The organism is Sphingomonas sp. CARO-RG-8B-R24-01 (genome assembly GCF_022662295.1).
Taxonomy (GTDB): Bacteria; Pseudomonadota; Alphaproteobacteria; order Sphingomonadales; family Sphingomonadaceae; genus Sphingomonas.
This window is the reverse complement of record NZ_JAKNQI010000013.1, coordinates 35,098-47,687: the sequence shown is the minus strand read 5'-3', so window position 1 is coordinate 47,687 and position 12,590 is coordinate 35,098. Positions and strand designations below refer to the sequence as shown.

Annotated in this window: 11 protein-coding genes; 6 read left to right on the top strand and 5 right to left on the bottom strand. The window is 68.1% G+C overall.

From position 1 onward, the window contains the following. Window positions 1-211: 211 nt before the first annotated feature. Both L8G49_RS20120 and L8G49_RS20115 read left to right on the top strand, forming a co-directional pair. Complete coding sequence (locus L8G49_RS20120; protein WP_242187714.1) at window positions 212-676, top strand: MaoC family dehydratase; 465 nt, start codon at window positions 212-214, stop codon at window positions 674-676. Further along, complete coding sequence (locus L8G49_RS20115) at window positions 673-1,563, top strand: CoA ester lyase (RefSeq protein ID WP_242140394.1); 891 nt, start codon at window positions 673-675, stop codon at window positions 1,561-1,563. Before L8G49_RS20120 ends, L8G49_RS20115 begins: the two co-directional genes overlap by 4 nt. Window positions 1,564-1,677: 114 nt before the next feature. Here the strand turns inward: L8G49_RS20115 and L8G49_RS20110 are convergent, their stop codons facing one another. The 5 genes from L8G49_RS20110 to L8G49_RS20090 form a co-directional block, all read right to left on the bottom strand. Beyond that, a complete protein-coding gene (locus tag L8G49_RS20110) occupies window positions 1,678-2,973 on the bottom strand; it encodes a dipeptidase (RefSeq protein ID WP_242187713.1) in 1,296 nt (431 codons plus the stop codon). A gap of 192 nt (window positions 2,974-3,165) precedes the next feature. Then, the gene (locus tag L8G49_RS20105) at window positions 3,166-4,500 is read right to left on the bottom strand and encodes a sorbosone dehydrogenase family protein (RefSeq protein WP_242187804.1); all 1,335 of its coding nucleotides are present in this window, start codon (window positions 4,498-4,500) and stop codon (window positions 3,166-3,168) included. Continuing rightward, on the bottom strand, window positions 4,500-4,949 hold the full coding sequence (locus L8G49_RS20100) for a DUF2231 domain-containing protein (protein WP_242140396.1): 450 nt from the start codon (window positions 4,947-4,949) through the stop codon (window positions 4,500-4,502). Before L8G49_RS20100 ends, L8G49_RS20105 begins: the two co-directional genes overlap by 1 nt. Before the next feature lie 96 nt (window positions 4,950-5,045). Then, window positions 5,046-6,827 carry an SLC13 family permease gene (locus L8G49_RS20095; RefSeq protein ID WP_242187707.1) on the bottom strand — a complete coding sequence of 594 codons (1,782 nt, stop codon included), beginning with the start codon at window positions 6,825-6,827 and terminating at the stop codon, window positions 5,046-5,048. Window positions 6,828-7,003: 176 nt separating this feature from the next. Beyond that, a complete protein-coding gene (locus tag L8G49_RS20090) occupies window positions 7,004-8,230 on the bottom strand; it encodes an SGNH/GDSL hydrolase family protein (RefSeq protein WP_242187705.1) in 1,227 nt (408 codons plus the stop codon). A 107-nt stretch (window positions 8,231-8,337) separates the two neighbouring features. On the opposite strand from L8G49_RS20090, the gene L8G49_RS20085 reads away from it, so the two are divergent. The 4 genes from L8G49_RS20085 to L8G49_RS20070 are packed head-to-tail and all read left to right on the top strand — an operon-like array spanning window position 8,338 to window position 12,573. After that, window positions 8,338-9,471 carry a fumarylacetoacetate hydrolase family protein gene (locus tag L8G49_RS20085; protein WP_242187703.1) on the top strand — a complete coding sequence of 378 codons (1,134 nt, stop codon included), beginning with the start codon at window positions 8,338-8,340 and terminating at the stop codon, window positions 9,469-9,471. A 5-nt stretch (window positions 9,472-9,476) separates the two neighbouring features. Then, window positions 9,477-10,244: an SDR family oxidoreductase gene (locus tag L8G49_RS20080; RefSeq protein ID WP_242187702.1), complete on the top strand. Its 768-nt coding sequence runs from the start codon at window positions 9,477-9,479 to the stop codon at window positions 10,242-10,244. 12 nt (window positions 10,245-10,256) lie between these two features. Beyond that, on the top strand, window positions 10,257-11,114 hold the full coding sequence (locus tag L8G49_RS20075) for an SMP-30/gluconolactonase/LRE family protein (protein WP_242187700.1): 858 nt from the start codon (window positions 10,257-10,259) through the stop codon (window positions 11,112-11,114). Window positions 11,115-11,139: 25 nt separating this feature from the next. Continuing rightward, window positions 11,140-12,573: a sugar porter family MFS transporter gene (locus L8G49_RS20070; protein ID WP_242140402.1), complete on the top strand. Its 1,434-nt coding sequence runs from the start codon at window positions 11,140-11,142 to the stop codon at window positions 12,571-12,573. Window positions 12,574-12,590: the final 17 nt, after the last annotated feature.

Below are 12,590 nucleotides of genomic sequence, written 5' to 3'. Positions count from 1 at the left end.
CGGCGAAGGCCGGGGCCGTCTCGTCACCCTGGCGTAGCCGGACGGCGGAATGCGGTACCGCGGGTCGTGTCCCTCGACATGGCGGCCCCGGCCTGCGCCGGGGTGACGGACGGGGAAGTCTTCGTCCCCTAGCCCTTCCCGAAATCGCTGGTATGGCCGTCCCCGTAACACGGACAGGCCCGGCACAGGGCGGTAGAGGGAGCGGCAGGCGATGGCGGGATTATGGTTCGAGCAGCTGAAGGTCGGGCAGACCTTCGCACATGCGATCCGGCGGACGGTGACCGAGACCGACAATCTGCTGTTCTCGACGCTGACGCACAATCCCGCGCAGCTCCACCTCGATGCCGAATATATGAAGACCAGCGACTATGGCCGGATCATCGTCAACTCGACCTTCACGCTGGGGCTGATGGTCGGCGTGTCGGTCGGCGACACGACGCTCGGCACCGCGGTCGCCAATCTCGGGTGGGACGAGGTGCGCTTTCCCGCCCCCGTCTTCATCAGCGATACGCTGCGGATCGAGACCGAGGTGGTCGACCTGCGCGAATCCCGCTCGCGCCCCGACGCCGGGATCGTCACCTTCGTCCACCGCGCGTTCAACCAGCGCGACGAACTCGTCGCGACGTGCAAGCGCACCGGCCTCCAGCGCAAGACCCCCGTGGGGGACGCGGCATGATCGACCTGCGCTCGTGGCTGTTCATCCCCGGCGACAGCGAGAAGAAGCTCGCCAAGGCGGATGGCACCGGCGCGGACGCGCTGATCTTCGATCTCGAGGATTCGGTCGCGCCCGAGAACAAGGCGCGCGGGCGGGATCTCGTCGCCGGATTGTTGGGGGATCGACCGCAGGAAGCCCGCACCAGCCAGTTGTGGGTGCGGGTCAACCCGCTCGACAGCGGGATGGTGCTCGACGATCTCGTCGCGGTGGTCGCGGCGGCGCCGGATGGGGTGATGCTGCCGAAATGCGCCGGACCCGCCGACATCGCACAGCTGTCCTTCTATCTCGACGCGTTCGAGGCGCAGGCGGGGCTGGCCGCCGGATCGATTGCTATCCTGCCCGTCGCGACCGAGACCGCCGCCGCGCCGTTCACGCTCGGCGACTATGCGAAGGTGCCGCAGCCGCGGCTCGCCGGGCTGACGTGGGGGGCGGAGGATCTGGCGGCGGCGCTGGGGGCTTCGACCAATCTCGATCCGGCGGGCGGCTGGGCACTGACCTATCGCACCGTGCGGACGCTGACGCTGCTCGGCGCGAAGGCGGCGTCGGTGCAGGCGGTCGACACGTTGTACGTCGATTTCCGCGACGAGGCGGGGTTGCGCGCCGCCTCGCGCGCGTCGCGGGCGGAGGGGTTTACCGGGCGACTCGCGATCCACCCGGCGCAGGTCGCCGCGATCAACGAGAGCTATCTGCCGGCCGCGGAGGAAGTCGCGTTCGCCGAGCGGGTCGTAGCGGCATTCGATGCGGCGGGCGGGGCGGGGACGGTCGGGCTCGACGGGCGGATGCTCGACATCCCGCATCTGAAACAGGCGCGCGCGGTGCTGGCCAAGGCGGCGGCGTACGGGGGGTAACGCCGCGCAACTGTTCCTTGGACCGGGCGGGATGCGCGAGGCGGGAGCGACCCGTACCTTCTGGTCCGACACCCCGACCCAACGGGAGGGGAGGCATGCAAGCACCCTGCAACGCTACCGCGCGGAAGTGCCGCCCGCATCCATCCCGGCCGGGGTCCCCGTCGCCGGCAGCGTTCCCGACATCGATTGCGCCACTCGCTCTGCCGTCGCCATCACGCGCAGCACATTGCCGCCAGCGAGCTTCGCGACATCGCCGTCGCTCCACCCGCGGCGCATCAATTCCGCGAGGAGCGCAGGGTAGGTCGAGACGTCGTCCAGTCCTTCGGGCAAAACGCTCCCAACCCCGTCGAAGTCCGATCCGATTCCGACATGATCGACCCCTGCGACGTGCGCGACATGCACGATATGGTCGGCCACCTGCGCCAGCGTGACACGCGGCGCGGGATGTTGCGCCTGCCAGTCCTGCAACGCCGCTTTCGCCTTTTCGGGCTGCCCGATCAGCAGGCCACCGAAGGGCGGCGCGTTGAGCCGGGTCTTTTCGGCCGCCAGCTCGGCCGACCAGCGGCGATAGGCGTCCGACACGTAATTGGGGGCGAAATCGACCATCACCACGCCGCCATTGGCCGCGACGAGCCGCAACACCGCATCGGACACGTTGCGAGGATGATCGTTCACCGCGCGCGCCCCGGAGTGCGAGAAGATCACCGGCGCCTTCGTCACGCGCAGCGCGTCGCGCATCGTATCCTCGCTGACGTGGCTGAGATCGACCAGCATTCCCAGCCGGTTGAGCTCGCCGACCACCGCCTCGCCGAACGCGGTGAGCCCGCCATGGCGTGGATCGTCGGTCGCCGAATCCGCCCATTCGATCGTGCGCGAATGGGTGAGGGTGAGATACCCCGCGCCGAGATCGTGATAGGCGCGCAGAACCGACAGGCTCCCGTCGATCTGCCCCCCGCCCTCGACCCCGATCAGCGAAGCGATCCGGCCGCTCCGGTGAATGCGGCGGACGTCGTCGGCGGTGCGCGCGAGCGCGAGATCCTTGGGGTAGCGCGCGACCATCGTGTGGACGAAATCGATCTGCTCGAGCGTCTGCTTGACCTGTTCGAGCCCGGGAAGCGCGGCGTCGACATAGACCGACCAGAATTGCCCGCCGACCCCGCCCTTGCGGAGCCGCGCGATATCGGTGTCGTATCGGGGGGTGCGCCGATCGAGCCCGGCAGCGAGATCGATGCTCCAGCGCTGCTCGCCCGCGCGGTCACGGAGCGGTTCGGGCCAGTCGTTGTGCCCGTCGATCAGCGGCGTCGTGCGAAGGACGCGGGCGACGCGCGTATCGTACCCGTCGGCGAGGGCAGGCGTTGCAAGCAGCATCGTGGCAAGGAGGGCGAGGGCGGTACGGGTGCGCGGCTGCATGGTCGGGTCCTTCCCGGGGAAGGACCCGTGGTAACCCACGGTGCGCGAGCGGCAAGCGGCAAACGCCCGGCGTCCGCCGCGAAGACTCGATCCGGGTGGCAAGACGATCGCGGGCCTGCGGTGTCCCGGCTTCCCTCGACCGGCGCACCCGGCGACTGCCTCCGCCGGGGAGGCCGTCGCGATGCAGCCCCGTTACCGCAGGGAAGCGGTCGCCACCGGCGGCGTCCTGGCGGTCACCCGCCATACGGTGTTGCCAAGATCGTCCGCGATCAGCAGCGCACCCGACTTGTCGACCGCCAGCCCGACCGGGCGCCCGCGCGCCTTGCCGTTCGGGCCGACGAAGCCGGTCACGACATCCTGCGCCTTGCCGTTGGGCTTGCCGCCGGCAAACGGGACGTAGACGACCTTATAGCCGTTGAGGTTGCCGCGATCCCAACTGCCGTGTTCGGCGACGAACGCGCCGCCCTGATAGGCCCCGGGTAGATTGGTCGCGGCGTAGAACACCATCCCGAGCGGGGCGACATGGGAGCTGAGGCCGTAGTCGGGCAGGATCGCCTTCTTCACCAGATCAGGGCGTTGCGGCATCACGCGCGGATCGACGTGCTGGCCCCAGAAGCTGTACGGCCATCCGTAGAACGCGCCGTCCTTCACCGAAGTCATGTAATCGGGCACGAGATCCGGGCCGATCTCGTCGCGCTCGTTGATCACGGCCCACAGCTGCCCGCTGGTAGGGTTGAAGGTCAGGCCGTTGGGGTTGCGCAATCCGGTCGCGAACAACCGCGATGCGCCGTTGGTGCGATCGACTTCCCAGATCGCGGCGCGGTTCTTCTCCGCCTCGATCCCGTTTTCGGTGATGTTGCTGTTCGATCCGACGCCGACGTACAGCTTGGTCCCATCGGGGCTGGCGACGAGGCTCTTGGTCCAGTGATGATCAATCGGCCCGCCGGGCAGATCGGTCAGCTTGACGCCCGGCGCGGTGATCCTGGTCTGGCCCGTGACATAGGGGAAACGCAGGATCGCATCGGTGTTCGCCACGTACAGGTCGCCGCCGACCAGCGTGATCCCGAACGGGGAATTCAGGTGATCGAGAAACACGGTGCGGACGTCCGGCTTGCCGTCGCCATTGGTGTCGCGCAACAGCGTGACGCGGTTGCCACCCTTCGCACCGGCACCGGCATAGCTCTGCACCAGGCCCATGATCAGTTCCTTGGGCCGCTTGACCGGCGCGCTGCCCGGGCCGTTCGCCTCGACCACGAGCACGTCGCCATTTGGCAGGACAAACGGCTGGCGCGGATGGGCGAGACCGGTGGCGAGCGCGGTGATTTGCAGGCCGGGGGCCACCGTCGGGGTCTCGCCGCCCGTCCACGAGCTGGCGGGCGCGACGTGCATCGGCGGGAGCAGATACTGGTTGATCGCGGGCAGCGTCGGATTCGCACCGATCTGCTTGTCGGTGGAGCCGCCGGCCCCGCCGCAGGAGGCAAGCGCCAGGGTCGTCGCGCCGAGGACCAGCGTGGGAAGAATGCGCATCATGCGGCTCCTACGGGATAGCGATGGGCGACCGACGTGCCGGTCCAGCTCGAGACGATCACCAGCACGGCGACGATCGCCGACAGCAGGATCCCGGTCGGCATGACCGACGTGTACGCATCGCGGCTGTGGATGAACGCGTTGACCGTGCCGAGCACCAGCACGACAATGTTGAGCAGGCTGTGGAACCATGGCCGCGGCGCCCGCCGCGCGCGACGGTTGCGCGCAAAGTCGACGATCCCGGCAATCGCCGCGAGCACGCCCATGATCAGGCCGCCGGTGATCAGCCAGACCGAGAAGTTCGCCCACATCATTTCGGCAGTATTGACGTAGGTGAGGTCGGTCACGAACGCGGTCGTGAAGAACGCGAGTGGAAACGCCGCGAGTACCGAGTGAATGGGATGGGGTGCGCTTGCCATCGGCATATCGCGCACGTCTTGCTGAGCCATAGTCTGCAATCCTTCGAAGGTGTGCGAGATACGCCCCGCGCGCCCGAGTGTTCCGTCCCTGCAACGATTACGCGCGTATTCCAGGGCGTTACCGCCTCAGCCGCCCGCCATCGGCCAGAAGAAGGCGATCAGCGGTACGCCGAACCCGATCACCACCAGCGACAGCGGCAGGCCCAGCCGCCAGTAATCCCCGAACCGGTAGCCCCCCGGGCCCATCACCAGCGTGTTGCACTGGTGGCCGATCGGCGTGAGGAAGTCGCAGCCCGCCCCGGTCGCGACCGCCATCAGGAACGGATCGGGATTGAGGTGGAGTTGCTTGGCGACCAGCACCGCGATCGGCCCGAGCACCAGCACCGTCGGGGCATTGTGCAGGAAGGGCGAGCAGGCCATTGCCGTGACGAGCAGTACGCCGAGCACGATAATCGGAGCGACCCCGGTCAGCGCATGCGCGAGCCCCGCGGCGATCAGCCCGGTCCCGCCCGTATGCTGTACCGCCTCGCTGATCGGGGTCAGCGCACCGATCAGGATCAGCACTTCGGGTTCGAGGGCGCCGTACGCTTCGCGCATCGGCAGCGCACCGATCAGCACGACCGCCACCGCCGCGCCGAAAAAGCCGCCGACGACGGGCACGACCTTGAACGCGATCAGCAGGATCGCGACCGCCAGCACCAGGATCGGACCATATTTCTGGCGCGGGCTGCCGAGCTTTACCGCGCGTTCGGCGAGCGGCAGCAGCGACTGGCTGCGCACGAATTCGGGAAGGGCCGTATCGTTCGCCCGGATCAGCAGCAGGTCGCCCGCCCGCAGCGTCACTTCGCGCAGGCGTTGCGTGATCCGTTCATTGCGGCGGCCGACGGCGAGGAGCTTCACGCCGAAATCGTCCTGCAACCGTGCGCGCTGCGCGGACTGGCCGATCAACGGGGAGTCCGGCTGGATCACGGTTTCGATCGAGCGCACCTCGGTATGCGCCTCGGCGCTTTCGAGCGCGTGCTCGGACCGCGCGGGCAGCAACGGCAGGCGCGCGAACATGGCCGCGAGACCTTCGTCGTCCCCCTCCAGCAACAGGATCTCGCCCGGAACGAGCCGGGTGTCGGGCCCGGCGGGCAAACGCCGGCCATCCGCGCATTCCAGACCGACCACGACGATCTTGTCCTTGTCGAGCGCGAGATCCGCGATCGTGCCGAGCGTGTCGGGAAGGGTGTCCGGAACGGTCGCTTCGGTCGAATAGGCCTCTTCCGCGGTCCCGTCCTCGAGCCGTTCGCGCCCTTGCCGGTCACGCGGCAGCAGGCGCCAGCCGAGGCTGACCACGACGAAGCCGAGCAGTGTCAGGCACAGCCCGACCGGCGCGAAATCGAACATGGCGAACGGTTTGCCGACGGTTTCCTCGCGCACCTGGCTGACGATGATGTTGGTCGAGGTCCCGACCAGCGTGACCAGCCCGCCGAGCAACGACATGAACGACATCGGCATCAGCAAGGCGGAGACCGAGCTGCCTTCGGTCCGCCCCAGCCGGATCGCCGTCGGCATCAGGATCGCCAGAGCACCGACATTCTTGGTCACGATCGACAGAAGTGCGGTCGCCCCGGCGAGCGCCGGGACCTGTAGCGGCAGACTCTTCAGCCGGCCCAGCAGGGGCGCGAGCGTCGCCTCCAGCACGCCGGACTTCGCCACGGCCGCGCTCACTACCAGCGCCGAGGCGATGATCACCACGACGTCGCTGGTAAAGCCCGTGAACGCGCCCTTGATCGGGACCACCCCGACGATCACCGCGATGCACAGCGCCACCAGCGAGACGAGATCGTAGCGGAACCGCCCCCAGGCAAAGGTCACGATGGCGCCGGCGATAATGGCGAAGGACAGGATCTGGGGTGTCGTCACGGGAACGCTTCCGAAGAGGGCGACCAACGCCACACCGGGTAAGTCGCAAGGTCAAACGTCATGCCCGCGGCTAGGGTTCCGGGTTCGGCGTCCGGGGGCGTTGCCTCCGATATCGGGCCGGTGCACAGTGGACCCTTCCGCGCTCGGTGCACCGGCGTGCGGAAGCCGGCCGAACGCTACCGGAACAGCGCCAGCGGGATCGCATCGGCCATCGCGCGATAGCCGAGCGGCGAGGGGTGGAGCCCGTCGCCGGAATCATACGCCTTGCGCAAGCGGGTCGGCGCGGCGGGATCGCGCATCAGCTCGTCGAAATCGATCACCGCATCGAAGTTCCCGGGGGTGCGGACCCACGCGTTCACGGCGGCACGATCCGCCTCGTTCCGCGCATCGGGATGATAATAAGCCGAGCCGCCGTCGGGCAGGATCGTCGCGCCATACGCCTTGATTCCCGCGGCATGCGCGCGCGCGACGATCTGGCGGTACGATCCGATCATCCGCGCGACCAGGGCGGCGTGCGCCTCCGGCGTGACGGGCGCATCGCGGGTCAGCGTGCCGAGATCGTTGATCCCTTCCAGCACGATCACATAGCGCACGCCCGGTTGCGCGACGACGTCGCGATCGAACCGGGCAAGGGCATTGGGCCCGAGCCCGTCCGACAGCAGCCGATTGCCGCCGATCCCGTGGTTGAGCACGCCGACCGGCCGCGTGCCCGCAACCGCCTGCAACCGGTTGGCGAGCAGGTCGGGCCAGCGATCGTTGCCATTGGTCGTCGCGCCATGCCCATCGGTGATCGAATCCCCGAGCGTCACGACGGCGCGGGCGCCGGCGTCCGGGGACTCGACGGCAATGCCCGCAAGCTGGAACCAATGGTCGACGGTCTGCGGGTCGCGCAGCGCCGGGTCGCCGGCATGGTTGCCATGCACCAGATAGCTGGTCGCGCGCGACCCCGGATGGCTGGTCTGGCCCTTTGGTGCCGTCGGCAGATACAGCGACACCGCGATCGATGCCAGCGCGGGCGCGTCCAGTGCCACCGGGTCGGACCAATAGCCGGCGCCCGCCGGAATCACGACGGTGGCCGCGCCGTCGAAGGTCAGGGCACGGTCGGAGCCGGGCACGATCCGCGCGCCCGATCCGGCCCGGGCCACGTGCGCCGCGTCGACCCGCAGCGGCGCGGTGCCAAAGGCATTGCTGACCAGGACGCGCAGGTGGCGGCCCCCCGTCGACAGGCGAACCACCTGCCGCAGCGTCGCGTCGCTCAGATCGGCGTCGGGAAGCGCGTTGTTTGGCTCCGGCGTCTGCTGCGACGCGGCCCAGCTGCCGAGCCACACCGTCCGCGGCGCGGGACTTGCGCCGAGCAACAGCGCGCTTGCGAGGCCGATTGCGACCGTGCGGACCAATTCCATCCCAATTTCCTCTCCACGCCACTATCTTGTGGCTGTCGCGGCCTTGACAGCGTGCCGATGCTGGTGTTGTTAACGCTATCAAAATATAATGTCGAGGGGAGTGGGGAATGAAGGGCGAACGCGGCAGTCTGGCGTCGGCGCTACCGGAAGATTGGGGCACGGGAAGCTTCGTCGGCAGGATGCTGACGCGCGCGGGACCGTCGCCGATCCTGGTGGTGCGCGGGCAAGCCTATGACATGGCGCGGGTCGTGCCGACGGTCGCGGCGTTGGTCGATCGCGGCGACTTCAGCGGCGCCGGCGGCGATCCGATCCCCGACTTCTCGATCGCGTCCGTCGACCTGCTCAGCCCGGTCGACCTGCAATGCGTCAAGGCCTGCGGCGTCACCTTTGCGGTCTCCGCGCTCGAACGCGTGATCGAGGAGCGCGGCCGCGGCGATCCGGGCGCCGCAAGCGCGATCCGCGACCGGCTCGAGGCGCGGGTCGGCGGGTCGATCCGCGGCGTGGTGCCGGGTACGCCCGAGGCCGCCGCGCTCAAGGCGGCGCTGATCGACGATGGCCTGTGGTCGCAATATCTCGAGGTCGCGATCGGTCCGGATGCCGAGGTGTTCACCAAGGCGCCCGTACTCGCCACGGTCGGCGCGGATGCCGAGATCGGGATCCGCTCGGATTCGACCTGGAACAACCCGGAGCCCGAAATCGCGCTGCTAGTCGACAGCACCGGCAAGGCAGTCGGTGCGATGCTCGGCAATGACGTCAACCTCCGTGATTTCGAGGGACGCTCGGCGCTGCTGCTCGGTAAGGCAAAGGACAATAACGCATCCTGTTCGCTCGGCCCGCTGGTGCGGTTGTTCGACGACAGCTTCGGGATCGACGACGTCCGCTCCGCCGAAGTGTCGCTGCGGATCGAAGGCGCGGACGGCTACGTTCTCGACGGCGCGAGCAACATGGCGGAAATCAGCCGCGACCCGCTCGAGCTGGTCCGCCAGACGTTGAGCGAGCATCAATATCCGGACGGGTTTGCCTTGTTCCTGGGCACCTTGTTCGCGCCGGTGCAGGATCGCGACGACCCCGGTCGGGGCTTCACCCACAAGGTCGGCGACGTCGTGGCGATCGAGAGCGCAAAGCTCGGACGGCTGGTCAATCGCGTGGTGACCTCGCGCGACGCCGCGCCGTGGCAGACCGGGATCGGCGCGCTGATGACAAACCTGGCCGGACGTGGCCTGTTGGAGAACAAGCAGTGACGGCCATGCCGACCGACGACACGATGACGACGCGTGCGATCTACCCGAGCCTTGCCGGCAAGCGCATCCTCATCACCGGGGGTGCCACCGGCATCGGCGCGGGGCTGGTCGAGGCGTTTTCGGCGCAACGCGCGCACATCGCCTTCATCGACATCGATCGCGACGCCGGCGGGGCCGTGGCGGAGCGGTTCGCGCCCGGCGGGTTCCACCCTTGCGACCTGCGCGACATCGATGCGCTGAAGGCCACGATCGGCACGATCGCGGAGCAGCTCGGCGGGATCGACATCCTGATCAACAATGCCGCCAACGACGATCGCCACAGCATCGCCGAAGTGACGCCCGCCTATTGGGACGACCGGATGGCGACCAACCTGCGCCACCTGTTCTTCGCCGCGCAAGCCGTCGTGCCGCACATGCGGCAGGCAGGCGGCGGGTCGATCGTCAATTTTGGGTCGATCAGCTGGCATCTCGGCCTGCCCGACCTCGTCCTGTACCAGACCGCCAAGGCCGCGATCGAAGGCATGACGCGCAGCCTCGCGCGGGATCTGGGCCGCGACAATATCCGCGTGACGACGATCGTTCCGGGCAACGTCCAGACACCGCGGCAGGAAAAATGGTACACGCCCGAGGGCGAGGCCGAGATCGTCGCGGCGCAATGCCTCGACGGTCGTATCCAGCCGGCAGACGTCGCGGCGCTTGCGCTGTTCCTCGCTTCCGACGACGCCCGCATGTGCACGGGGCACGACTATTTTGTCGATGCCGGCTGGCGCTGAGGGGATAGCAGAATGGTTCAGTCGGTTTTTGCAGCGGCGGCGACGCTCGGGGAGGGGCCGGTCTGGATCGACGGCGGCCTGTGGTTCGTCGATATCAAGGCGCACCGCCTGTACCGGTTCGATCCGGCGGCCGGCACCGCGCAGCACTGGACCGCGCCCGACCAGATCGGCTGGGTGTTGCCCACGGAAACCGGCGACCTGATCGCCGGCGTCAAGACCGGGCTGCATCGTTTCGACCCGGCAACCGGCGTCTTCACGCTGTTCCACGATCCCGAGCCGCAGCATCCGGGCAACCGCCTCAACGACGCGACGACCGATTCCCGGGGGCGGATCTGGTTCGGTACGATGGATGACGGCGAAGCGTCCGAAACCGGACGGCTGCATCGCTTCGCCGACGGCACCACGCAGGACAGCGGGCTGCCGCCGGTGGCGATCACCAACGGCCCCGCGGTCAGCGCGGATGCGACGATGCTGTACCACACCGACACGCTCGGCAAGCGGATCTGGCGCGTGCCGATCCACGACGACGGCGCGCTCGGCACGCCCGTGCTGCACGTCGAGATCGAGGACGGCGCGGGGCATCCGGACGGCTGCGTGATCGATTCCGAAAACTGCCTGTGGACCGGCCTGTGGGGTGGCTGGCGCGTCCGGCGCTACGACCCGGCGGGCAAGGCGATCCAGGAGGTGCGCTTCCCGGTCGCCAACATCACCAAGATGGCGTTCGGCGGCCCCGACCTGCGCACGGCCTATGCGACGACGGCGCGCAAGGGACTCGATCCTGCCGCGCTCGCCGACCAGCCCGAGGCGGGAAACCTGTTTGCATTCGACCCCGGGGTCGCGGGCCTGCCCGTGACCCCGGCAAAACTATAAACGAGAATTGGGAAGAGGATAGGATATGGCGACGGCATCGTTGCCCGGGCTCGGCCCGGATTTGAGCAAGGTCAATTTCGGCTTCATTGCCGCCATCGTCGCGGTGGCGACGATCGGCGGATTCATGTTCGGCTATGATTCGGGCGTGATCAACGGTACGCAAAAGGGGCTCGAGGCGGCGTTCGACCTCGGCAAGCTCGGGATCGGGATCAACGTCGGCGCGATCCTCGTCGGGTCGTCGATCGGCGCGTTCACCGCCGGGCGGCTCGCCGACCGGATCGGGCGGCGCAGCGTGATGATGCTGGCGGCGGCGCTGTTCCTCGTCAGCGCCCTCGCAGCGGGGGCGGCGAGCACGTCGATCATCTTCATCCTTGCCCGCATCGTCGGCGGCCTGGGCGTCGGCGCGGCGAGCGTCATCTCGCCGGTCTATATCTCAGAAGTCACCCCCGCCTCGATCCGTGGCCGCCTGTCGAGCGTGCAGCAGGTGATGATCATCACCGGGCTGACCGGCGCGTTCGTCGCCAATTACGTGCTGGCGCATTATGCCGGCGGCTCGACCGCGATCCTCTGGCTGGACCAGCCGGCATGGCGCTGGATGTTCTGGCTCCAGGCGATCCCCGCCGCGATCTACTTCCTCGCGCTCCTGATTATCCCGGAGAGCCCGCGCTACCTGATGGTCAAGGGATATGACGAACGGGCCCGCGTCGTGCTCGCCCGGCTGTTCGGGCAGGAAGAGGCGGACCGCAAGGTCACCGAAATCCGCGCGAGCCTGTCGGCGGATCATCACAAGCCGCGCCTGTCCGACCTGCTCGACAAGCGGACCGGCAAGATCCGTCCGATCCTGTGGGCGGGCATCGGTCTCGCGATCTTCCAGCAGCTCGTCGGCATCAACGTCGTCTTCTATTATGGCGCGACGCTGTGGGAGGCCGTCGGCTTCTCCGAGAATTATGCGCTCCAGACCAACATCCTGTCCGGCGTACTGTCGATCGGCGCGTGCGTATTCACGATCGCCTTCGTCGACAAGATCGGCCGCAAGCCGCTGCTGCTCGTGGGTTCGGCGGGCATGGCGGTGACGCTGGCAACGGTGGCCTATGCCTTCTCGACCGCGGTGACGGGCGCGGACGGTGCGGTGACGCTGCCCGGCAACAACGGCGTGATCGCGCTCGTTGCCGCCAACCTGTACGTCGTGTTCTTCAACTTCAGCTGGGGCCCGATCATGTGGGTCATGCTGGGCGAGATGTTCCCCAACCAGATCCGCGGATCGGGGCTTGCGGTCGCAGGCTTCGCGCAGTGGATCGCCAATGCCGCAATCTCGGTCAGCTTCCCGGCGCTCGCCGTGTCGCCGGGCCTTGCGGTCACCTACACCGGCTATGCGGTATTCGCGGCGATCTCGTTCTTCTTCGTCAAGGCGATGATCAACGAAACACGCGGCCGCGAACTGGAAGACATGGAGGGCTGAGCCTGCTCCAGACCTGA